Source organism: Dokdonia sp. 4H-3-7-5 (assembly GCF_000212355.1).
Classification (GTDB): domain Bacteria; phylum Bacteroidota; class Bacteroidia; order Flavobacteriales; family Flavobacteriaceae; genus Dokdonia.
The window spans coordinates 2,717,014-2,740,953 of record NC_015496.1 but is presented as its reverse complement, the minus strand read 5'-3'; the positions used below and the strand labels follow the sequence as shown (position 1 = coordinate 2,740,953).

The 23,940-nt window shown below is 35.4% G+C and carries 20 protein-coding genes and 1 tRNA gene; 11 read left to right on the top strand and 10 right to left on the bottom strand.

Going from position 1 to position 23,940, the window contains the following annotated elements; translation table 11 throughout:
* Nucleotides 1-8 precede the first annotated feature (8 nt).
* The 3 genes from KRODI_RS12190 to KRODI_RS12180 are packed head-to-tail and all read right to left on the bottom strand — an operon-like array spanning nucleotide 9 to nucleotide 4,222.
* Nucleotides 9-1,460, bottom strand: a complete 1,452-nt coding sequence (locus tag KRODI_RS12190) for a peptidylprolyl isomerase (RefSeq protein WP_013751913.1) — start codon at nucleotides 1,458-1,460, stop codon at nucleotides 9-11.
* Complete coding sequence (locus KRODI_RS12185; protein WP_013751912.1) at nucleotides 1,420-2,289, bottom strand: hypothetical protein; 870 nt, start codon at nucleotides 2,287-2,289, stop codon at nucleotides 1,420-1,422. The genes KRODI_RS12190 and KRODI_RS12185 overlap by 41 nt, the downstream gene beginning before the upstream one ends.
* A complete protein-coding gene (locus KRODI_RS12180; RefSeq protein WP_013751911.1) occupies nucleotides 2,279-4,222 on the bottom strand; it encodes a peptidylprolyl isomerase in 1,944 nt (647 codons plus the stop codon). Before KRODI_RS12180 ends, KRODI_RS12185 begins: the two co-directional genes overlap by 11 nt.
* A gap of 132 nt (nucleotides 4,223-4,354) precedes the next feature.
* On the opposite strand from KRODI_RS12180, the gene KRODI_RS12175 reads away from it, so the two are divergent.
* Complete coding sequence (locus tag KRODI_RS12175) at nucleotides 4,355-4,597, top strand: hypothetical protein (protein ID WP_013751910.1); 243 nt, start codon at nucleotides 4,355-4,357, stop codon at nucleotides 4,595-4,597.
* 80 nt (nucleotides 4,598-4,677) lie between these two features.
* Nucleotides 4,678-5,190 (top strand): OmpH family outer membrane protein, encoded by a 513-nt coding sequence (locus KRODI_RS12170; protein WP_013751909.1) that lies wholly within the window; start codon nucleotides 4,678-4,680, stop codon nucleotides 5,188-5,190.
* A 61-nt stretch (nucleotides 5,191-5,251) separates the two neighbouring features.
* On the opposite strand, the gene KRODI_RS12165 is transcribed toward KRODI_RS12170, so the two are convergent.
* On the bottom strand, nucleotides 5,252-5,638 hold the full coding sequence (locus tag KRODI_RS12165; protein WP_013751908.1) for a nucleoside triphosphate pyrophosphohydrolase family protein: 387 nt from the start codon (nucleotides 5,636-5,638) through the stop codon (nucleotides 5,252-5,254).
* A gap of 354 nt (nucleotides 5,639-5,992) precedes the next feature.
* Nucleotides 5,993-7,267 carry a serine hydroxymethyltransferase gene (glyA, locus tag KRODI_RS12155; RefSeq protein ID WP_013751906.1) on the bottom strand — a complete coding sequence of 425 codons (1,275 nt, stop codon included), beginning with the start codon at nucleotides 7,265-7,267 and terminating at the stop codon, nucleotides 5,993-5,995.
* 110 nt (nucleotides 7,268-7,377) lie between these two features.
* On the opposite strand from glyA, the gene fahA reads away from it, so the two are divergent.
* The 3 genes from fahA (at nucleotide 7,378) to KRODI_RS12145 (ending at nucleotide 9,663) form a co-directional block, all read left to right on the top strand.
* Nucleotides 7,378-8,670: a fumarylacetoacetase gene (fahA, locus tag KRODI_RS12150; RefSeq protein ID WP_013751905.1), complete on the top strand. Its 1,293-nt coding sequence runs from the start codon at nucleotides 7,378-7,380 to the stop codon at nucleotides 8,668-8,670.
* Nucleotides 8,671-8,684: 14 nt separating this feature from the next.
* On the top strand, nucleotides 8,685-8,876 hold the full coding sequence (locus tag KRODI_RS15540) for a hypothetical protein (protein ID WP_108879059.1): 192 nt from the start codon (nucleotides 8,685-8,687) through the stop codon (nucleotides 8,874-8,876).
* 274 nt (nucleotides 8,877-9,150) lie between these two features.
* Nucleotides 9,151-9,663, top strand: a complete 513-nt coding sequence (locus KRODI_RS12145; RefSeq protein WP_013751904.1) for a DUF3575 domain-containing protein — start codon at nucleotides 9,151-9,153, stop codon at nucleotides 9,661-9,663.
* Between the two features lie 179 nt (nucleotides 9,664-9,842).
* On the opposite strand, the gene KRODI_RS12140 is transcribed toward KRODI_RS12145, so the two are convergent.
* Both KRODI_RS12140 and KRODI_RS12135 read right to left on the bottom strand, forming a co-directional pair.
* Nucleotides 9,843-10,097, bottom strand: a complete 255-nt coding sequence (locus KRODI_RS12140) for a LamG-like jellyroll fold domain-containing protein (RefSeq protein ID WP_041295699.1) — start codon at nucleotides 10,095-10,097, stop codon at nucleotides 9,843-9,845.
* Between the two features lie 364 nt (nucleotides 10,098-10,461).
* The gene (locus tag KRODI_RS12135) at nucleotides 10,462-11,808 is read right to left on the bottom strand and encodes a hypothetical protein (protein WP_041295698.1); all 1,347 of its coding nucleotides are present in this window, start codon (nucleotides 11,806-11,808) and stop codon (nucleotides 10,462-10,464) included.
* Nucleotides 11,809-11,902: 94 nt separating this feature from the next.
* Between KRODI_RS12135 and KRODI_RS12130 the strand changes: the two genes are divergently transcribed.
* From KRODI_RS12130 to KRODI_RS12120, 3 genes are read left to right on the top strand one after another with little or no spacing between them, the layout of a single operon-like run.
* Nucleotides 11,903-12,421 carry an RNA polymerase sigma factor gene (locus tag KRODI_RS12130; RefSeq protein WP_013751903.1) on the top strand — a complete coding sequence of 173 codons (519 nt, stop codon included), beginning with the start codon at nucleotides 11,903-11,905 and terminating at the stop codon, nucleotides 12,419-12,421.
* A 39-nt stretch (nucleotides 12,422-12,460) separates the two neighbouring features.
* On the top strand, nucleotides 12,461-13,360 hold the full coding sequence (locus KRODI_RS12125; RefSeq protein WP_013751902.1) for a FecR family protein: 900 nt from the start codon (nucleotides 12,461-12,463) through the stop codon (nucleotides 13,358-13,360).
* The gene (locus KRODI_RS12120) at nucleotides 13,353-15,647 is read left to right on the top strand and encodes a TonB-dependent receptor plug domain-containing protein (RefSeq protein WP_013751901.1); all 2,295 of its coding nucleotides are present in this window, start codon (nucleotides 13,353-13,355) and stop codon (nucleotides 15,645-15,647) included. The genes KRODI_RS12125 and KRODI_RS12120 overlap by 8 nt, the downstream gene beginning before the upstream one ends.
* Here KRODI_RS12120 and KRODI_RS12115 read toward each other — a convergent pair.
* Nucleotides 15,644-16,156, bottom strand: a complete 513-nt coding sequence (locus KRODI_RS12115; protein WP_013751900.1) for an adenine phosphoribosyltransferase — start codon at nucleotides 16,154-16,156, stop codon at nucleotides 15,644-15,646. The two genes, KRODI_RS12120 and KRODI_RS12115, sit on opposite strands and share 4 nt — an antisense overlap.
* 202 nt (nucleotides 16,157-16,358) lie before the next feature.
* Here KRODI_RS12115 and KRODI_RS12110 point away from each other — a divergent pair.
* Nucleotides 16,359-16,432, top strand: a tRNA-Arg gene (locus KRODI_RS12110).
* 940 nt (nucleotides 16,433-17,372) lie between these two features.
* On the opposite strand, the gene KRODI_RS15675 is transcribed toward KRODI_RS12110, so the two are convergent.
* Nucleotides 17,373-17,534, bottom strand: a complete 162-nt coding sequence (locus tag KRODI_RS15675) for a hypothetical protein (RefSeq protein ID WP_013751898.1) — start codon at nucleotides 17,532-17,534, stop codon at nucleotides 17,373-17,375.
* A 321-nt stretch (nucleotides 17,535-17,855) separates the two neighbouring features.
* Entirely contained in the window at nucleotides 17,856-18,497 is a 642-nt protein-coding gene (locus KRODI_RS12100; protein WP_013751896.1) for a 4'-phosphopantetheinyl transferase family protein, read from the bottom strand.
* A gap of 119 nt (nucleotides 18,498-18,616) precedes the next feature.
* Between KRODI_RS12100 and KRODI_RS12095 the strand changes: the two genes are divergently transcribed.
* Nucleotides 18,617-19,234 carry a TetR/AcrR family transcriptional regulator gene (locus KRODI_RS12095; protein ID WP_013751895.1) on the top strand — a complete coding sequence of 206 codons (618 nt, stop codon included), beginning with the start codon at nucleotides 18,617-18,619 and terminating at the stop codon, nucleotides 19,232-19,234.
* A 6-nt stretch (nucleotides 19,235-19,240) separates the two neighbouring features.
* A complete protein-coding gene (locus tag KRODI_RS12090; protein WP_013751894.1) occupies nucleotides 19,241-23,860 on the top strand; it encodes a type I polyketide synthase in 4,620 nt (1,539 codons plus the stop codon).
* The last annotated feature ends 80 nt before the right edge of the window (nucleotides 23,861-23,940 follow it).

Here is a 23,940-nt window from a genome sequence, read left to right as displayed (position 1 = left end):
AATATCTTTTATTTTTTTAACCAATTACTTACAAACTCGCAGTCACGATTGTCTCCATTAATTTTGATGTAAGTCTCTGTTATTTTTTCCTTTTGCCACTTCTCTATTGCAGCAATTTGTTTTTCACGCAGAGCAAGTTCTTTAATCTTAATATAATCTTTTACATAATCTGCTTTGTGTTCTTCAAGTCGATTATCTACCGTATATATTAAAAATTGTTTAGTCCCAGTTCTTGTTTGGTCTGTGTAAACTAATGATACCTCCTCATCTGCCAGGTTATTTACTTTAGGATAAATATCCGGATCTAGTCTACCTAGTTCAAAACGTTTATCTAATGTTTGAGGATTAGTCAGTGTTCCTCCTTCAAATTTTGTTTCCGTCTCATCAGAAAATTCTTTGGCAGCTTCTTCAAAAGTTAGTTCGCCATCTATGATACGTTTTCTCACTTTATTTACAAGATCTTTTGCTTCCTCTTCTTGAGCTTCTTTGATTTCTGGGACAAGCAGTATATGTCTGATGTCTTTACGCTCACCTTTGGTTTTTTCTACAGTAACAATGTGAAAACCAAATTCTGTTTCAAAAGGCTCACTGATTTCTCCATCTTGTAAACTAAAGGCTACATCTCTAAATTCTTTTACCAAAGGTGTTTTACGGTCTATTACCATTAAACCACCATCAGGTCTTGATGCTCCATCATCTGTATATAAAACAGCTTTTGTTGCAAAGCTACTTCCATTTTCAAGAATATCTCTACGGAAACCTTTAAGACGGTCTATAACCTTCTGGCGCTCTTCCTCAGTAGCTTTAGGCTCAATTACGATACGTGCAATCTCTAGCTCTACTCCAAAAGTAGGAAGCTCATCTGCTGGTATTCTATTAAAAAACGTTTTAATCTCATCTGGAGTAACATCTACAGATTCCACTATCTTCTGATTCATACGATCAGAAAGTATATTATTCTTTCTAATGCTAAATAACTCGGCACGTAAGTCTGCCATACTTTCTTTTCTATAAAACTCAACTACTTTCTGCTCAGAACCTAGTTGTGAAGCAAAACGCTGCACCATCTGGTCTACCTCAGAATTTACACGACTATCTTGTACTACGATACTATCTTGAACAGCTTGGTGTGTAAGAAGTTTATTTTCTAGTAAGCTTCCTAGAACTTGGCAAGATGTGATATCTGCCGAAGCTTGACCTCTTTGCTTTATCTCAATAAGACTTTGATCAATATCACTTTCTAAAATCAAGTAGTCACCAACTACCCCAGCTACACCATCTACCTTAAATTTCTTAAAAGGAGTTTTTACAGTATCCTTTTGAGCAGCTACTGCTGTTTCTGTTATCGCTGTAACTTCTGGAGTTACTGTTGTTTCTTGTGCAAAACTTAGTTGTGTTGCTGCAAGCAGTACAACTATATTAATTGTAAATTTCAAATTGTTTGTTTTTAATAGCATCATCTTTAATCTCCTTTTCAAGCTTTTGTATAAGCGCTAATTTCCTTTTATTCTTAATAATCTGATTGATCGTTGGTCTTACATATTCCAACGGTGCATTTTCACCGCGCTCAAGGGTACTTTTTACAGTTACCAAATATAATCCTAATGAGTCTCGCAGTTGTAAGAAATTTGTTTTTTTTAATAAGTTGTTTGCATTCTCCTTGTTTATAGCATTTATTTGATCAACAACTACACGTCTTTTTATCCAAACAGAGTCATTCAAGAAAAAATTCTTGTATTGAAACTTTAGTGAATCTAAGGCATACTTATCCTTTTCATCAGTACCGATAAAATAAGATTTGAGCAATTTAAGATTTTGATAATCTTCATCTACTTGAATAAATTTAAACTGAACTAACGGCTCATTAAGTAAGAAGTTTACTTTATTATTCTCATAAAATTTCATCGCCTCGCTATCAGAAACAACACTATCTAATTGCTTATTAATAAGTGCATCTTTATAAAAACGCGTGTACAAATCACTTCGATACGATGAGACGAGCGCCTCAAATTCTTCTTGATCTTCTTTTGGTAAATTTCTCAATGCTCCATCAAGTAGTAGCTGACTTGTAGCCCAAGTATTGATATAGTTTTGAACGAAGGCTGCGCTATCACTCACCACATTTTTTGCCATGACATCTTCAATAGTGCGATTTGATAATGTATGATTATTTACCCTAGCAACTATTGTTTCTGTGTTGTCACTCTTGAAATAGCGGCAACTCACTATAGACAGCGAGACTACTGTAAACAGCAGAAATACAACGACCCTAGTGTTTTTAATTCTCATATTTCGTTATTAACCTATTTAAAATCTCTTTATTAATAGTGATTGTGCTTTTATCTCTTAAATTCTTTACAAACTTATTTTCCAACTCTTTCTGATAGTCACTTATAACTACACCTCTCACATCCTTTAGTAATTGATCTCTTGCCTCTGTGATGGCAGTAACGTCATAGACTATAAAGTTATCTCCATCTTCTATTAAATCACTTATACCTATAGATAGATACTGTCCTTTCGGAAATTCTTGTTGAGTTAAAACTCTATTAGATAATAGCACAGGAGTGTCACTCTTACTTTTTAAAGATAATACGGCTTCGTCTGGCGAGAGGCCTTTAGAAATAATTTTTCTATAATTTTTCGCTAAACTCTTACTTTTTGTAGTACATACTGTAGCCTCATAAGTCTTTACACTTCTATAATCTTCTTTATTTCTTAAGAAGAATTCTTGTAGACCTATGCTATCTTGTTGAGCTTTTTTCCAGATATTAGTTTCTAGTAAATCAAATAACAATAAACCCTCTTTGTATTCCTTTAATATATCGGCAAAATCCTGATCTTCCTCTTCCAAGTGCTCCAAATGATAATTTTTAAGTACAACACTAACAAAAGATTGAATTCCCTCTTCTACAAACTGACTCCTAGACCTAAATTTATTACGTGGATACTTCGCCAGTAAATAGTCGGCTACCATTTTATAGGTGTATGTAGCTTTCTTTTTGCCTAAAGTAAATGCCACATTACTTAATGCCGGTTCGTTATTAAGAACAATTTTGGTTTCAGAATATTTCTCTGGGAAGAGACTTTCTAGATATGATTGCAAGCCTTCATTAAGAGCTACATTATATCTATTTCTCAACTTGCTGTCTAACTTGTTTGATATTACCTGTGCTCTAGCATCTCTTGTTACTTTATTGGTAAGTGCAACTCGAGCATCCAAATAGGTTGGCACAGGAGTTTTAGACAGTAATTTTATGATATGCCATCCAAATTCAGTTTTAAAAGGCTGCGAAATAGCACCAATATTTTCAAGTGAAAATGCTGTTTTTTCAAACGCAGCACTACTCAATTGTCCTTGCTCAAACTCTTCTAGTTTTCCTCCCTTTTTATAAGACGCCCTATCATCACTATAATTAAGTGCTACTGTCTCAAAAGAAGCGCCTTGACTTAATAGCTTCGACACCTCATTAATTCTTTCCTCTGGGATAATAGTACTATCATTTTGATTTAAAGCAACCATTATGTGGGCAACTTGTACTTTCCCCTTTGACTTGCGAGCGGCAATAGGCTGAACGATATGATATCCAAAACTGGTTCGAAAAGGCTTAGAAACTTCATTAATTGCGGTATTATAGGCTGCATTCTCAAACGGATACACCATTTTAAAAGCTTTGAACCATCCTAGGTTACCGCCGTTCTTTTTGGCAGATGGATCTTCACTTATCGCTCTTGCTACTTTTTCAAAGTTTTCACCATTAATAATACGTTCCCTCGCTTGAGTAATGTTTCGGTAGGCCACTAGCGTATCACTAGGTGAAGCATCAGGGCTCACTCTCACGAGAATGTGACGTGCATTAAGTTCATTTACAGTTCTATCGTAAGCTTCCTTTACAAGCTCTTCTGTTACCTTGACGTCATTGAGATAGTTTTTTGCAAGTTGTGCACGATAAGCAGATAACTCATCTTGATAAGACTTTTTATTATTAAGTCCCAATCTGTAGGCCTCTTGGACTTTGAGTTTGTAATCTATAAAAAGCTTTAGATAATCTTCTGGAGCATTAGACTCATCTTCTTTTATGAGTTCGCTATTTTTCTCATAAACCCTCGTAAACTCTTCACTATCAATAACTTCATTATTTATTGTAAGAAGAATATCTTTTTGAGCGTGAGCAAACGAAAATCCACAAAGGAAAATAAGCAATAAAAAAAGGTGCTTCATAGTGTATTAAGTATGTGCAAAAATAAGTATTATGAACTGTTGTACCATAGCAACGAGATTATAGAATATTTAGTACCTACTGAGCTAGGTAGAACATATATGCTATATTTTTGCTAGAAATTAAATCAAATTATGTCTACAGAAGAACGACTTAAACTAATCTGGGATTTTAGAGGTCCAGACGCACATAAAATTGCTTTACATCACGAGATTCACTTAAAGGAGTATGCAACTGCACAGACATTAAACACTCCCATAACAGGTACCCAACAAGTTACAGAAGACCACAGCATTGCATTTTTAGTGGTAGATAGAGAAGCGATGAAGCCCGTAAGAGATGCGCTTAAGCCTCACCGCGGGCAGCTATTTACTTAAAACTTACCACTTGGCACAGATATTGTCTTCTATCACATATATTTGCACGCGCAAATGATAATCTTAATAAATACTATACAATGAAAAAAATCGTACTTGGAATGTTTGTAGTGCTATTTACAACAACCGCTTTTGCTCAAAGCAAAATAGGAACTGTAGATGCCGACTTTATCCTCACAAAAATGCCCGAGCTTACAGGAGCAAATGAAAAAGTGAAAGCTTACAATCTTGATCTTGAAACACAAATGAAAGCAAAGATTGAAGACTATGAAGCTAAGGTGAAATTATACCAAAGCGGTCAAGCAACTTTTACAGATGCAGACAAGAAAACAAAACAAGGAGAAATCATTGCTCTTGAAGAAGATATCTCAAAATTTCGTCAGAATGGTGCACAGCTTTTACAATTAAAGCAATCTGAAGTTGTACAGCCACTTTACAAGAAAATAGGAGAAATGGTAACTGTAGTAGCAAAAGAACAAGGCTACTCACACATCCTTACTATAGGTAACAATAACAACTTTGCATATGCAGACCCTGCAGCAGATATTACAATGGCTGTTCTTGCAAAACTAGGAATCACAGTAGAAGAGTAATCTTCCACTATATTTTATAAAAAAGCCGCTTCTACTAGATAGAAGCGGCTTTTTTATGTGATTACTTGTCAAGTATACTCTTAATGTCTGGCTTAAAATAATTAGGCCCCTTAAGCACTTTTCCATCTTCACGATAGATAGGCTTACCATCTGCTCCTAGTTTACTCATATTAGAACGCTGTATTTCATTAAAGACTTCTTCAATTTTATCTTGCATCCCATGCTCGATGATCGTTCCACATAATATGTAAAGCATATCCCCTAGGGCATCTGCCACCTCTACTAGGTCACCAGCGTTTGCAGCTTCTAGGTATTCTTCATTTTCCTCTTTCATGAGGTTAAAGCGTAGCTCATTTTTCGATAGCGGGAGATTTGCAGTAGGTTTATCTTTTCGATCAAGACCATAAGTGTCATGAAATAATGTTACGGCGGCTATTTTATTTTTCATAAAGGATTTTATTTTGTTACGCTTTCGCGAAAGCGTACTCAGTCGTATTTTTACAACTCCTAAAATACTTTAAATGTTTAGTACTGGTCAGATTATATTTGTTGTTTTTTTTATTGTGGCTTTCATCCTTCTAATGGTATGGAGTTATAGAAAGGATTTATCCCTTCACAAAAAGCAATACAAAGGAAGTAAGTGGGTGCTGGTAGGTTTTATGGGTTTTATCGCTTTACTTGTGATTATAAAACTCGTACTGAAACCTTAATAACATCACTGCAGTATAACATGCTGTAAGAAACTATTATAAAATATAAAAGCCCGCATATAGCGGGCTTTTATATTTTAAAGTGACAAGTGTTATGCTTTAAACAATGGTCTGTGTCCCATCATCTCGTTTACACTTGCTGCAACGTTTGCAAGTACTTCATCATTATCGTGATGCTGTATTGCTTTATCTATAAAGTTTGCAATCTCATGCATATCACCTTCTACAAGACCACGAGTGGTCACTGCAGCTGTACCTATACGTATACCAGAAGTAACAAATGGTGACTTATCATCAAATGGTACCATGTTTTTATTTACTGTAATATCTGCTTTTCCTAGTGCTTCTTCGGCTGCTTTACCTGTTACATTTTTATTGCGCAGGTCTATAAGCATCATGTGGTTATCTGTACCTCCAGAGATAATATCATAACCTTTAAGTACAAGTGCATCAGCTAGCATTGTTGCATTTTTCTTAACCTGCACCATATAATGTAAAAACTCATCTGTAAGTGCTTCTCCAAAAGCGATTGCCTTTGCTCCTATCACATGCATTAACGGTCCTCCCTGATTACCAGGAAAAATACCACTATCAAGTAATGAAGACATCATTCTTAGATTTCCATTCTTTAATTTGATCCCAAAAGGATTTTCAAAATCCTTGCCCATCATGATCATTCCACCGCGTGGTCCTCTTAGGGTTTTGTGTGTAGTAGTTGTTACTACGTGACAGTGTGGGATGGGATCTGCAATGATTCCTTTTGCAATAAGCCCTGCTGGGTGTGCAACATCTGCAAGAAGAATTGCTCCAACAGAATCTGCAATTTCGCGAAAGCGTTTATAATCTATCTCTCGAGAATAAGCAGAAGCTCCAGCGATAATCATCTTAGGCTGTTCCTTTGTTGCTATCTCTTGAATTTTATCATAATTAAGTAGTCCTGTCTCCTTCTCTACTCCATAAAAAACTGGATTATATAAACGTCCAGAAAAGTTTACTGGAGATCCATGAGTAAGGTGACCACCGTGTGCAAGATCAAAACCTAAAAATTTATCTCCTGGCTTTAAACAAGCATGGAATACTGCTGTGTTTGCTTGTGATCCAGAGTGTGGTTGTACGTTTGCATATGCTGCTCCAAAGAGTTCCTTTGCGCGCTCTATAGCAAGTGTCTCCACCTCGTCTACTACTTCACAACCACCGTAATATCTTTTTCCCGGGTATCCTTCGGCATATTTGTTTGTTAACACAGAACCTGCAGCTTCCATTACTTGGTCACTTACAAAGTTCTCTGAAGCAATAAGCTCAAGTCCGTTTAATTGGCGTTCTTTTTCTTCTTGGATTAGGTCAAAAATGGCAGTATCACGTTGCATAGTAAAATTGTTTGTTAAAGTGATACAAAAATACTACAAAGACTTTTTAAGTATGCGATAAATCCTATATTTGAAGAGAGAATTACAAACAACTTATCAAAATATAGACAATGCCACTATCTGCTAACGATCCCTCTAGAAAAACTTGGCTCGAAACGCCAAAAAATACAGATTTCCCAATACAGAATATTCCTTTTGGTGTATTCTTAACGCGTGATGACGTTATTACAATAGGGACGCGTATAGGAGATTACGCAATAGATCTTGGTGCTTTACACCAATTAGGTTACTTTGAAGGTATCCCACTTACAGATGATATCTTTTTACAAGACACGCTCAATGATTTTATTGCAGATGGTCGTAAAACGTGGAGACTAGTACGTAACCGCATTGCCGAAATTTTTGAAGAAACCAATGAATCTTTACGTGGTAATCAGAAAGATCGCGATGTTGTAATTTTCAAAATGGAAGAAGTTGAGATGCAATTACCTGTACAAATAGGTGATTATACAGACTTCTACTCAAGCATAGAACACGCTACAAACGTAGGAACAATGTTCCGCGGTGAGGAAAATGCCTTGATGCCTAACTGGCTGCACTTACCTGTTGCATATCACGGGAGAAGTTCTTCTGTAATACCATCGGGAATTCCGGTACACCGTCCTAATGGTCAGAAATTACCTAACGGAGCTACAGAGCCTATATTTGGCCCATCAAGATTAGTAGATTTTGAACTAGAGATGGCTTTTATTACTACAGATGCAAATAACTTAGGCGAATCTATCACCACTACAGATGCCGAGGAAAATATTTTTGGACTTGTACTCTTTAATGACTGGAGTGCTCGTGATATTCAAAAATGGGAATATGTGCCACTAGGACCGTTTCTTGCAAAAAACTTTGCCTCTTCAATATCTCCTTGGATCGTAACACTAGATGCGCTTGAGCCTTTCCGTGTTGAAGGCCCTAAGCCTAAAAAAGAACTACTTCCTTACTTACAATATGAAGGAAAGAAGAGTTTTGATATCAATCTTGAAGTAGCATTACAACCAGAAGGAAAGAAAGAGACTACCGTTTGTAAATCTAACTTTAAGTATATGTACTGGAACATGAGCCAGCAACTCGCACACCATACTGTAAATGGATGTCCTGTAAATGCTGGAGATATGATGGGAAGTGGTACACTTTCTGGAAAAACACCAGATTCTTACGGATCTATGCTCGAGTTATCATGGAGAGGAGAAAAGCCTATTAAACTTGAAGAAGGTGGTGATCGTAAGTTTATTGAAGATAATGACACTGTAATTATACGTGGTTACTCAAAAACAAAGGATTATCCACGCATAGGTTTTGGCGAGGTTTCGACAAAATTACTTCCTGTATTTGAGCCTAAAACTAAATAGTGAAGTGTCTATAAATGATTAAAACGATTGCTTTATACTTAGTCATGTTACTAGCGGTAGCCTTTTATGCTAGCGCCTTTTACTTAGGCTATTTACTTCTTACTCTCATCTTTGGTAACCTTATAAGTATCGTTATCATCTTAAGTTGCGCTGCATGGTACTTCGTGAGAGACTTTAGAAAGAAAAGAAGAGCAAGATTGCTTTAAGGTATAGAATTACGCTTTCGCGAAAGCGTAAAAAACAAAAAAAAGGTTAGCTACACAGCTAGCCTTTTTTGATAAAGTCTGCTGCTGAAAAATCTACAAGCAAGTATAGCAATCACCTCTTATAGCAGAAAGTTCCCGAACAACGACAATATTCTTATTGCCAAAATAAAAGTTAAATAGCTTATGCATTATGTTATTTACCAAATTCTTAACTATTTCAAGAAGGAAAACCGTATAGATTTGAATTTATAACTAACTTTATAATTCATTCATCATGAAGCAATTAATCACTTTATCATTACTATTATTTTGTGCTACTATGTTTGCACAAGAACAGTTTGAAAATTCAAATTTTTCAGAATTAAAATTAAACGGGCTCTCTACCGCCTTAGGTACAATCGAGGTAGAATTTGAAAGAACAATTAATGAAAACTCTTCTTTTGGGACGTCATTATTTACCACTTTTAATGACTCCGGCGCAGCTTTTTCATATGATTATGACAGTGGAATCAACGGTTTTTATAGACGCTATTTAAGCAAGAAATATGCCAGCGGACTTTTTGTCGAAGGGTTTACAATGTTTCACAGTACCAAAATCCTTGAGCCCAATGCTATACCAGATACAGATAATAATCTACTTCTAGGTTTAGGCGCAGGTTACAAGTGGATTTCAAAAGAAGGAATCATTTTACAAGCAAATTTTGGAATGGGAAGAAACGTTTTTGAAACCAATCAAGATAAAGTGAGTGGTAGAGCGGGAATCAGTATAGGCTATCGTTTCAAGTAATATAACTAGAAAAAGATACTTGTAGAAAGTGTCTCTATATTAGATGTACACTATTCACTCTATAAAAGCATTCCGCGAGTATCAACTTTATAGTATCACGCTTTCGCGAAAGCGTAAAAAACAAAGAAAAGGTTAGCTATACAGCTAGCCTTTTTTTATAAAGTCTTGTTTTTAAAGATTTACAGACAAGTATAGCAATCACCTCCTAAAGTAAAGAGTTGTTGTATTTCGGTAGCATTTAGTGTGTTTTTATACACTCTAAGATCATCTACATGACCTAGGAAATTCTGGCCAAGTGTATATTCATTTAAATCTGCAATTCCTATACCAAGCGTGGCGTTAATTACCTCATTACGAATGATAGCATCCTTGTAAAGTTTTATAGCATTTGTAGCATCTACGGTAATAGCTAGATAATACCAATGTGTATTCATCACCAAATTGAAAACTATCTAAAAAAAAGAGTAGTATTTAAAGCTAGATACACTTCTTACAAGCCCTTCTTGACTTGGATCTCTACCCTTCTGAAACATAATTTCTACATCACTAAAGAATGAGATTTGTATTTTAGACTAGAGTCTTACAAAATACTCAAAACCTTGCGCAGTACTATTTTCTGCAGTAATAGGATTAGTAAAAGCATCTTGGTTAAAACTAATGTGCAGTAATCTGATCCATTCCTATCAACCACAGATTCATTTGCCGTGGCGCCGTTTAAGTAACCCCTTATAAGCTCTAAAGGAAACACAGATAAAGGTAAATAAATCAAGATGTAATTAAGATTACCTAGGAATCAAATCAACAGTCAACAACAGTAAGACTAATGAAAATTATTTTAAACTCGCTATCATCACTTAAAAGTGTAGCCCTTACCCATAGGAGCTCTGGACTAGTAGTTGTCGTGTAATTAGTTGGATTTGGTATCGCGTTTGTTTGATTACTCGCATCTTCTTGAGTATAGTAGTAAGCAATATCAACTTCTGAGGTATCACAACCTAAAAGTGTTTCTGTAAGATCAAAAGTAGCCTCACCTTCTTGACCATTATCACAAACGTTAAGTACAGCACTCACAAAACAATCTAATGGCTCTTGAAAGCAATTTCGTTGGAGTGTCATTATATCATCACCTTTTGCCAATAGTAGCATCTCTTCATCACACTGCGTTACCGTCCAGTTACCTCCCACTTGTGAATTAAGGATAGGAAGGTTAAAAAAGCTAAGTCTAACACCTGAAGTAGTTGTAGCTGTACTCCATCCAGCCTCTGCAATTACATTCACGTCAAAATATAGAAGGTAATTATTTGCACCAAAAGAAAATACGTAGTTGCTAAGCGTGTCCTCATTATTGTAAGAAGTTATCTGCCAGTAACAATTCATGAGAAAATCATTCACCTCACTCTCTAAACATACATCTTCCTCAAAGTAATAGGTATCACCTTCATCACAACTTGAAGAAGCCTGTACCAGCGAAGATGATAGCATACTATGGCTTGACATCTCCTCAGTACTATCATCATGAGCTCTCATCTCAATAGGAAAGTTTACAGCCGCCACAAGATTAGTTTCTTGCATGCTATTAACAAATGAAAGCAACTCTCTGTCGCTTTGCACACTTACTGTATTTGTTATCGTAAATTCTGGATTAAAAGTGCTAAATCCAAGCGGATATACAAAATCAACGCATTCTATATCTGCGTCATTTTGGTTAGTTTGTCCACAAGTTCCTATAAGATCATTAAAGGCCGACTGCGACGCAACCGCAACTTGCTCATGTGTAGAAGTGAGTATCGTAATAGGAAAATTAATGGCATAATCGTCTGCATTTCCTTGTTGCTCGAAGAGTGCTGCTACCGTTTGAAAATCTTCAGTGCCATTTACTACAACAATTTCATTATTTATAGTAACAGTAACTGGTAACACAAGTTCTAAGCAAGGAGCTCTATCAATGATATCATCGTGAGACCCATCATTAAGAGCGACATTGTACATTAGTTGCATTAACTGTGCACTCGCATTATCCTCTACGCCTGTTTGACTTGAATCTTCTTCAATAAAATCATCTTGACAACCTATTGTTATACATAGTAATGCCAGCAACAATAGCCGCTGTAAAGGTCTTAAAGATGAGAGTACTGTGGTTTGCATATTTTTGTAAGGTACTGCAATAATAAAACATCTTTAAAGAAAAAACTCCTACCCTATTTAAGTTATTATTTACAATTCTCTATTATTGTACATAATGAAAAAGGAAAATAAAAAGGGTGTTTGCCAAGAGACTATTTACAATAGAGTCTTTAAGGCGCATTCTAAAAATCTGTTTAATTTTCTTTATTATAAATTCGGGAACGACTACAATCCCGAAGATAAAGTACAAGAGGCTTTTATTAAGCTCTGGGAAAACTGTGCAAAAGTTTCAGAAGATAAGGCAAAAAGTTATCTGTTTACCATAGCAAATAACCTTACGCTTAACGCCTATGCACACCAGAAGGTGGTTTTAAAATTTAAAAAGAATACCCCTAAAGGTTATACAAATGAGACTCCAGAATTTGTACTTGAAGAACAAGAGTACCAACAAAAACTTGAAAAAGCGATTGTAAATCTCACAGAGGCACAGCGCACAGCTTTTTTACTTAACCGCGTAGAAGGAAAAAAACACAAGGAAATTGCAGCGCTTTTAGGCATCTCTACAAAGGCAGTAGAAAAAAGAATTTATGGTGCTCTAAAAAAATTAAAAAAAGAAATCACAGAGCTCAGGTAGGAAATATAACAACAACCTTGTTACATATATAGTAACGCTATGGAAAAAGAACAATTAATACGTAAATGGCTCGATAATGAGCTTAGCGAGAGTGAGCTTCAAGCATTTAAAAATCTTGAAGAGTACCATCAATACACGCGTATTTCTGATACCGTCAAACATCTAGAGATTCCTACTTACCATGTAGACAAGCAACTTGAGGCGCTACATACCCGTGTGAATGCTAAGAAATCTAAAGTGATTTCGCTGAAACCTTTTTTACGTATCGCAGCAGTATTTTTACTATTTCTAGGGGTTTATTATGCACTATCAGTAAGATCTACTGGTACTAATCATAATACACAATTTGCTCAAAAAGAAACCATCACATTACCCGATAACTCCACAGTGATGCTCAACGCGATGTCTTCTATTTCTTATGATGAAGATACTTGGCAGGCTCAGCGCAATGTATCTCTAGAAGGAGAAGCTTATTTCAAAGTGGCAAAGGGAACTACTTTTAATGTGAAAACTACAAATGGAACTGTAACAGTATTAGGTACACAATTTAATATCAAAAATAGAAATGAATACTTTGACGTGGTATGTTATGAAGGTTCTGTAAAAGTAACAACCGCGGCACAGGAAGTAATATTAAAAGCTGGAGACCGCTTTCGCGAAAGCGTACTTATTACAGGAACTACAACTGCTAGCACTATAAAATCACCTTCGTGGACTCACAATGAAAGCTCCTTTGAAAAAACTCCCTTGAGAGAAGTTATTGCAGAATTAGAAAGACAATATCAAGTACACGTTGATGTAGACGAAGTATTTGCTCAAGAGCTTTACACGGGAACATTTACACACGACAATATAGATATTGCTCTCAAATCTATAAGTCTACCTTTTAATTTAACCTATACCAAAGAGGAAAATAAGGTAACTTTAGCTCGTGATTAAAAAAGTTTTCTCAATACTTTTTCTTATAATATTCTTTTTATTTTTTTCTGATGTAAGATCTCAAGAGAATAATAGCGAGAGAATACCTCTGGTTGCTGTTTTAAAAAGCATCGAGACAAAGTATGATGTAAGATTTTCATATGTAGATGAACTCGTTTCTTCCATTAAAATACCACGTATTTCAAATGATAAAACTCTTGACGACGCGCTCCTTTTTATAACCAACTATACAGGCTATGATTTTGATAAACTTAATAATCGTTTTATAGTTTTAAGAGATCTCAATCGTCCTAACGAAATTCAAGAACTCGATAATATTTACATCGCATCCCTACTAACTTCGGGAATATCTAAATCTAGCTCTGGGGTTACAATAATAGCTCCAAAGCAATTTGGTATTCTCCCTGGTGTCATAGAGCCAGATGTACTACAAACAGTCCAAGCCTTACCAGGAATTATAAGCACCAACGAGACGGTATCCAATCTAAATATACGAGGAGGAACAAACGATCAAAACCTAATACTCTGGGATGGAATCAAAATGTATCAATCTGGCCATTTTTTCGGTCTCATATCTGCTTTTAATCCTTATTTAACTAAACGAGTTGAAGTCATAAAAAATGGCACAAGCGCAAGGTATGGCGATGGTGTTTCTGGAGTACTCAAAATAGGACTAGAGGACAGCCTTTCTAATGAAAAAAGCGGAAGCATAAGTGCAAACTTGCTGCACGTTAAAGGGTTTGCTAAACTACCGCTCACCAAGAAAGCTTCTTTGCTCCTATCTGCTAGAAGATCTCATACAGATATAACCGAAACGCCTACATATCGCAATTATACAAATCGTATTTTTCAAGACACAGATCTTGAAATGAGCGAAAATCTTCCCATTTCTGCATCAAATATTAATTTCTTTTTTTATGATATTAGCGCAAAATACATCTACAACATAAACAATCGTGATTATCTAAGTGTAAGTGCTACCACACTATTTAATAAGTTAGAATACGATGAAAACACGACGGCGGCAGGAGTCTTTGAACGTAGTGGTATAAATCAAGGAAACCGAGGTTTAAAAATTAAATATGCAAGACAGTGGAATCGACAATTTAAAACTGATCTTAATTTATATGCCTCAAACTACAATTTAAGGTCACGTAATTTTAATATAGAAAATAACCAACAACTTGACCAAGAAAACGAAGTTCTTGACCTAGGTCTTACATTAAACACACAATTAAAGCTAGGTGATAATTTTGGTTGGGGAAATGGATATCAATTTACAGAGGTAGGAACTAGAAACCTTGCACAAACTAATAATCCGCTCTTTTTTAGAAATGAGAAACACATTACACGTATTCAAGCGCTATTTACAGAGCTCTCATTTCTCTCTAACAATAATACTACACAATTTATTGTGGGCTCAAGAGCAAGCTACCTAGAGCGTTTTAACAAGCTTATTTTAGAACCAAGACTACGTTTTAGCCAGCGGTTTTCAAATTATTTTAAGTTAAGTGCTCTTGGTGAGAGCAAAAACCAATCTATTTTTCAAATTATTGATCAACCCAATGATTTTTTAGGACTTGAACGAAGAAGATGGGTCGCGGCAGATAACGAAAAATTACCAGTATTAAGAAGTAAGCAAGCATCTATAAGCCTAGATTATACTAGAAACAAATGGTTATTTAGTATAGAGGGTTATCTAAAAGAAGTTGCAGGGATTTCCTCGAGAAGTCAAGGCTTTCAGAACCAATTTCAATTTACAAATGCTACTGGATCCTATCATGTTACAGGGCTTGATTTTCTTGCACGCAAGCGGTTTGAATCTTTTACTAGTTGGCTCAGTTATTCCTATTCAAAAAACAATTATACTTTTAGCACATTAAATGAAGGCCGCAGATTCCCTAACAACAAAGACATAAGACATTCTATAAGCGCAGGAACTTCGTATAGTCTGGAACGTTTTAAACTTTCGCTAGGATTTAATTGGCGCTCTGGAACACCATTTACACGCCCACAAAATCAAAGTATTCTACAAAATAATCAGATTGTTTATGAGAAACCTAACTCTTCATCATTAGATAGCTTTCTGAGGTTTGATATCTCTACTATATACAATTTCAAAATACTTAAGAATGATGCTCAAATAGGCGCATCTATCTGGAATCTACTAAACAACAATAATATTCTTAATACCTATTATCTTGTTGACAGTAAGAATGAAGTCCAGCAAATGACTGTAAAATCACTTGGCTTTACACCAAACCTTAGTTTTCAGTATAATTTTTAATAAGTAATTGCGGCTGCTACGTGCCTTCCAACTAGTTTATCTCTACCATTTAAAAAGTCTAGCTCGATAAGAAAGTTACACTGTACTACTTCTCCCCCTAATTTTTCTATAAGTGCTACTACGGCAGCGGCTGTTCCTCCTGTAGCCAACACATCATCATGTAATAATACTTTATCTCCAGATTTGATAGCATCACTATGCATCTCAAGAATATCTGTACCGTATTCTAAGGCGTACTCTTGTGATATTTTTTCTGATGGTAGTTTATTAGGCTTCCTTACGGGTATGAAACCAGCATTAAGTCTTTTGGCGAGCAACGTACCAAAGAAGAAACCTCTTGCCTCAATCCCTACTACTACATCAATATTAATTTCTGGAACGAGTGTATATAAAATCTCTTCCGCTTTCGCGAAAGCGTTTGCATCACCCAACAATGGGGTAATATCTTTAAACGTAATTCCTTCTTTAGGAAAATCTTGAATATCTCTTATGTAATCTGAAATTTGCATCGGGTAAAGTTAGCATTTTCGATTAAATCCGTTGAGACTGCTATCTTAATTATTTACTCTATTTGCGTAATTATTTGACTTCAAGTTTGATAGAAAGATATCAAAAAATAATTGCAATGTTTTTTTCATTTTATTTGTTTAAATGAAACAAACAGTTGTATATTTGCACCCCGAAACGAATAAGTAATTATTCTTTCAATTAGGCCTCGTGGCGCAACTGAATAGCGCACTTGATTACGGCTCAAGAGGTTACAGGTTTGAATCCTGTCGAGGTCACGAAAAGCTTTGCAAAAAGCACCATAACTGCGCTAATCCTAGGATTAGCGCAGTTTTTTATTTTATATGGTTTCGTTTAATATGATTTAACTGCAAAATGTAAGGTAGCAACTGCTACCACAAAGTACTTTCGAATTACCTACGTATCTTCATTAGTTAATATACAATAGCTCAATAACTTGCTACAACTAATAGATGAAATTAAATTTCATTCAAAATCTTCCCATTTTCTTACAAATAACAGACTGAAATACTAAAAAAATATCAATAACTCAAATTATGAGACGTAAAGTTAACTCTATTGATAGATTTGAATACATTTGCTATTGCAAACCCTTAACATACTAACATAATGAGTAATACTAATCTAATACTTAGCAAGACTGATAAGAAGATTTTAAAATTGATGTCAAAAGGAATGACTCAATTAGAGATTTCAAAAAAATTAGCCGCAAACAATGAGTCGCCTAGTAGCGTTTCTCACATAGAGAAACTAGTTATGAAACTTAAGAAAAAATACAAAGCTACAACATCATTTCAATTAGGTGTTTTACTTCACAGTAATGGAGTTGTCTAATAGATTTGTTAATCTATCAAATAGAATTCTTGTACTTTAACATGTCGCTGGTAACTACAGTTAGTTCGCAAATGAAAAGCAATTCCTATCGGTTTCCTAAGACTGATTAGGTGATAAACTTTTACAGCTGTTAGACTTACATGAAATTTTAGTCTCATAAATAAACTATATTTATCTATCTGTATCCTTATATTTCAAAACTATAGAGATCACCATTCTACGATAAATATTGACTTTTTATTTTATAAGTTTTTAAATTAATTTCAATAAAAAAAGCTTGCATCATACAAGCTTTTTTTATTGAAATTATTATTTTAATTTTTGTTCTGATACCTTATGATTTTTTTAGTGTACAGCATTTTCCTAGTTGGATAAAGTCTTACTTCCAATTTTACTAGATTCCCCAGCATCTCGTTTAATTTTGGTGGAATACTCATTTTGATCTCTATACTGATTTATGCGCTTTCCTTTATGAACACCATGCTCTTTACTATCGATGTTTGCCGCTCTATCTGTAGTATCCATAATTATTAAGCTATATTAATTTTCTTTTAATTTTTCTCAAGTTTGGAATAAATTTCTCTTTAAAAGACCGTTTATTTTTTACCCAATCGTAAGTGTAATACCCTAATTGAGCGATTGTAACTATTCTGAATAATTTACCTATTAATTTCATGTTAGTTGTTTTAGTTTTACCTAAAATTAAAAGAAAGCCTAGCTTGATTAATAAGATTAAGACATTTAAACTTGCAAGAGTTAACGCCTTCTAAATGATTAAACTATGAAGTAACTTATTTAAACTTTCCAAATAGAGACGTCTAGCTTTTGAAAATTCTGAGACAAATATTAATTTAATAACTCTTCTAATTCAACACATCTAACTTTTAGGAATAGTTCTTTCTCCATTGCAACTATACCATTATAATCAGAATGAAAATTGAAGACTTCAAAATAAAATCGTTCGTTATTATAGATACCGTGTTTTTCAAAAACGAAAAGTTTCTTTATTTCCTTCAAACTACAACCTACTGCTTTGAGTAAAGCTTCTTTCCTTACCCAATACCAATAGAATCTATCTAATGGATTATTATCTTCTTTAATATCGCTCCACTCTAAATCCGTGAAGAGATATTTAAATAACTTTAAATCTATATCCTTCCTCTTCTCAATGTCGATGCCCACCTGAAAAACGGTACCAAAAATTAAAACTACGTACCCATTACTATGCGATATTGAAAAATTGACATTAGTGAAACTTGGTTTTCCCTTATCAGAATACGTGATATTTTCTATTGAAAAACTTGAATATTCACTTTCTGAAATTGCTTTTTTCAATAGTAATCTTCCCGTTATAAAGCTTAAGAAACTTTCCTTATTGAGATACCTTAATGCCCTATTGACTGTGGACTCAGGTAAATTTTTTAATAATTCCTCATCGATGAATTGCTGACTGTTATTAGAAAAATTAACGATCCAAATTTCTCCCATTTTATTATTGTTGAAAAACATTTATGATAAAATCTCAATTAGTCTCGTTTATAATTCCTTTTTTTGTGGTACCAACTAATACTTTTTTGGTACCACTTGGTCAAATTTAGGAAAACAATATGATTACCAGGGAACATATCATAGAGATAACAACTCAACTATATTTAAAAAATGGAGTAAAATCTGTAACCATGGCAGATATCAGTAAGGAGTTGAGTACCTCTAAGCGTACTATCTATAATCACTTTATAGACAAAACTGATTTAATGCAAGCTTGTGTAGAGCAATATCTTGCAGGAATCAGAACTAAAAATGACGATATCATTAATACCTCTAGCTCTGCTATTGAAGCAATGGGTATGATTCAGCAACAGATTTTAAAAAGAGCAGATTACAGCAACGCTAACTTTTATAAAGAGGTACTTAAATATTACCCTAGTATATTAAAAGACTCCTATAAAAAGAATGCAGAGTTTGCTTTTCGAGAGTTACTCTATTTATCTAAATGGGGTGTAAAAGATGGGTTATTCAGGAAAGACTTGGACCCAGAAGTTACGATGGCTACGGTTCAAACTCTTTTGAAATTATGTAATAACAACAAAGTCTTTCCATCAGAACATTTTTCTAAAGCTAGACTTACCGAAGGTATTATGGTTGCTTACTTGAGAGGATTATGTACTGACAAAGGTCTTTTGGAAGTTGAAAAACAAAAGCATCTTTACTTAACTATAGAATAAGAAAATATGGACACTATTAATAGTTCACTCAAAAAAACGCCTGTAGCAATTATTGGCTTATCTGCTATGTTTGCAGATGCAATAAATGTAGAGCAGTTTTGGAATAATATTATAAGTCAAAAAGATAGTATAGTAGATGTTCCTGCATCGCGTTGGAAAATAGAAGATTATTACGATGCAGATCCTATGGTTGCAGATAAAACATACTGCAAAAAAGGTGGTTTTATTCCCGATGTAGACTTTAATCCAATGGAATTTGGATTGCCTCCTAATATTTTGGAAGTAACAGATGCCTCTCAATTACTAGCTTTAATAGCTGCTAGAGATGCATTTGAGGATGCGGGTTATGGTAGAGAATCTGATAAGTTTACAGCGTTATTAAAAGAAAAAACAGGAGTAATTCTCGGTGTAGGTGGTGGACAAAAATTGATTACCCCACTTACTTCTAGATTACAAGCTCCTATTTGGGAAGCTGCTTTGAGAAGTAGTGGAATAAGCGATACAGACATTCCTCACATTGTAGATAAAATGAAGAAAGCATATATAGGATGGAATGAAAATTCTTTTCCAGGTATGTTAGGTAACGTTATTTCTGGCCGTATTACAAATCGTTTTGATCTAGGAGGTATTAACTCTGTAGTAGATGCTGCTTGTGCCGCCTCGCTTTCAGCTGTAAAAATGGCTGTTTCTGAGTTAATAGAAGGAAGATGTGATATGATGTTAACAGGAGGGGTCGATACAGACAATTCTCCTTTTATGTACATGTCGTTTTCTAAAACGCCAGCATTCTCTCGTAAGGGAAGTATTCGTCCATTTGATACAGACTCTGATGGTATGTTAATAGGCGAAGGTGTAGGAATGCTTGTCTTAAAAAGATTAGAAGATGCAGAGCGTGATGGAGATAGAATTTATGGTTTACTTACTGGTGTAGGTTCTTCTAGTGACGGTCGCTATAAATCGGTTTACGCTCCCCGTCCACAAGGACAAGCGCTAGCTATGCAACGCGCCTATGATGAAGCAGGTTATGATGCCTCTACCGTAAGACTAATAGAAGGTCATGGTACTGCTACTGGAGCTGGTGATGCTGCAGAATTTGAGTCTATGTCAATGGTTTTTGGTAAAAACAATGCGACAAAAAATAATATTGGGATAGGCTCTGTAAAATCACAAGTAGGACATACCAAAGCTGCTGCAGGTGCAGCCGGAATGATTAAAGCAGCCTTAGCGCTATATCATAAAGTTTTACCTGGCACCATAAATGTTACAAAGCCGCATGACAAATTTGGAATAGAAAACTCTCCTTTTTACGTAAATTCAGAAACAAGACCTTGGTTTAAAAATGGGGTTCCTCGTAGAGCGGGATTGTCTGCTTTTGGCTTTGGTGGTGTTAATGTCCATTTTGCAATGGAGGAATATGAAAAGAAAAATTCTTTTACAGATAGAATACATCAATCTTTTCATAGTATATACATTAAAGGAGCGAATACAGAAGACTTATTAACGCTTCTTAAAAATGCTCATACTTCCTTAAATAGCAAAGAAGGAAACACTGCATTTTACAATTTAAAAGAAATTTCAAAGGAAGGCACAGCAGAACAAAGTGAAGCTCGTTTAGGCTTTGTAGCCGAGTCTCTAGTTGATTGTATATCAAAACTAGAAATTGCAATCAAACAATTAGAAAGCAATAAGAATGCTTGGTCTCACCCTAGAGGCGTGTTCTTTAGACCTAATGGAATTTCAAGCACTACAAAAGTTGCGTCATTATTCTCAGGTCAAGGTTCGCAGTATGCAAACATGGCAAAAGAAGCTACCAGTAGTTTTGAAAGGATACAACAAACCATTGCAGATTTTGATGCCAAAAAAGGATATGATTTAGCAAATAAAATATATCCAAAACCTGTATTCACAGAAGAGGATAAAGCTATTTTAGAAAAAAACATTACTAATACTGAGTTTGCACAACCCGCAATCGGGGCTATTAGTTTAGGGTACTACAATGTATTCAAAGATGCCGGTTTTATAAGTGATATGGTCGCTGGACATAGTTTTGGTGAACTTACAGCTCTTTGTGCTTCTGGAGTTATAAGTCAAGATGATTATATGACGCTTGCTATCGCACGTGGAAATGCCATGGCAGGTAAAAATACAAGTGGTGACGCGGGTACAATGCTAGCTGTAAAAGCTTCGGCTTCAGAAATCGAACCTTTGATTACCGCTATACCAGATGTTTCTATTGCCAATATCAACTCTTCGAGTCAAATAGTATTAGGAGGAACCACAGAAGGTATTACTAAAGCTAAGACACTATTAGATAGTAAAAATTACCGCTCTATCTTATTACCTGTTTCTGCAGCCTTCCACACAGATTGTGTAGGTCATGCTCAAAAACCATTTGAAAAAAGTATAGAGACTATAGAATTTACTAGCCCTACCATTCCGGTATACTCAAATTCTACTGGAAATTCTTATCCAACTGATCCAAGTGAGATAAAGAAAATTTTAGGGCAGCATATTTTAAATTCAGTTGACTTTAAGAGCGAGATCGAAAATATGTATGCTGCAGGAGCGAGGGTTTTTGTTGAGTTTGGACCTAAGTCTATTCTTACAAACCTGGTAAAAGATATACTGGCAGACAAAGAGCATTTTGTAGTTACTACAAATGCAAAAGCAACAAAAGACAGTGACTTACAAATCAGAGAAGCAGCAATACAGCTACAAGTACTAGGGTGTAAATTAAATGCAATTGATCGCAATGCTCGTCAAGAAAAGAAGCCTGTAACTGAGCCTAAAGTAGCCGTTAAAATTGCAGGGAATAACTATGTGAGTCCAGCAACGCAAAAAGCCTATAAAGATGTGTTGAATAACGGGTTCAAAGTAAGTTGCGCCACAGATATTATTAAAACTGAAGAAGATATTAAGGAAATAGAAGTTATCTCAGAAGTGATAAACGCAGTTCCTACATACACAAGTGAAGAAGATCCTACAGACCAAGAAACAGAAGAAGATATGATGGTAGATGTTATTAAAAGTGCCATAGAAGGCATCAAAGAGAATCAATCTAAAACATTAGATATGTTCCAAACTATCTTGATGGAACAAAATAAACAAACCGCACAATTACTAAACTTATTATCTGGAAACTTTGCCCCAGATGAAAATATTCTAGAAGCTCCTACAGCTCCATTATCTATTGACACTCCAGCTCCTGAAGCTGCTGTGACAAAACCGATTGTGACTCCTATTGCTGTGCAGCCTAGTGTAGAAAAGAATGTTGCAACCCCTACTCCTTCTAGTGTATCTGAAACTGCTGCTCCTGCCACTAGTAACTCAGAAATGCTAGATCTTATGCTAAGCGTTGTAGCAGACAAAACAGGATATCCTGCAGAAATGTTAGAACTAAGCATGGATATGGAAGCAGATCTAGGCATCGATTCTATTAAACGTGTGGAGATTTTTGGAGCAATTACTGAGCAATCTGATAAGCTTTCAAACATCAATCCTAATGACTTAACTGAGCTTAGAACATTACAAGAAATTGTAAACTATATCTCTGCAAAAGCAGGAATAAGTACAACAGCAACTCCAGTTTCTCCAACTATAAAGGAAGTAGTCGCAGCTCCTGTTACTGTTCCAGTAGCACAAGCGACACCAACCGCTGGAAACTCGGAAATGCTAGACCTTATGTTAAGCGTTGTAGCTGACAAAACTGGATATCCTGCAGAGATGTTAGAATTAAGCATGGATATGGAAGCAGATCTAGGGATCGATTCTATTAAACGTGTGGAGATTTTTGGAGCGATTACCGAGCAATCAGATAAACTATCAGACATCAACCCTAATGACTTAACAGAGCTTAGAACACTGCAAGAGATTGTAGATTATATCTCTGCAAAAGCAGGAATACGTACAACCGCAACTCCAGTTGCACAAAGGGCAAAAGAGGTTGTTACCGCTCCTGTTGCCGCTCCTGCAGCACAAACGACAACAACAACTTCTAGCAACTCAGAAATGCTAGACCTTATGTTAAGCGTTGTAGCAGATAAAACGGGATATCCAGCAGAAATGCTAGAACTAAGCATGGATATGGAAGCAGATCTCGGGATCGATTCTATAAAACGTGTGGAAATATTTGGAGCAATCACAGAACAGTCAGATAAACTATCAGACATCAATCCGAACGACTTAACAGAGCTTAGAACATTACAAGAAATTGTAGATTATATCTCTGTAAAAGCAGGAATAAGCACAACGGCTGCAACAGTTGAAACAGCAGTCACAGCTTCTCCAGAAGTTGTTGGCACCGATTTATTCTCTACTCCTATTGTTGAGACAGCAGCTCCTAACGAGGGTAATTCAGAAATGCTAGACTTGATGTTAAGCGTAGTCGCAGATAAAACAGGATATCCATCAGAGATGTTAGAATTAAGCATGGATATGGAAGCAGATCTAGGGATCGATTCTATTAAACGTGTGGAGATATTTGGAGCGATTACAGAGCAATCTGACAAGCTATCAGACATTAACCCTAACGACTTAACAGAGCTTAGAACCTTACAAGAAATTGTTGACTACATCTCTGCAAAAGCTGGTATTTCAAGTAAAAAAAAAAGCCTGAGCCTAGCGTAACTCAAGATCAGAACAACAAAGTAGGTAAGGAAAATACAGTACAACAAGAATTCTCCTTACCTACTAATTTTCATAGTGTA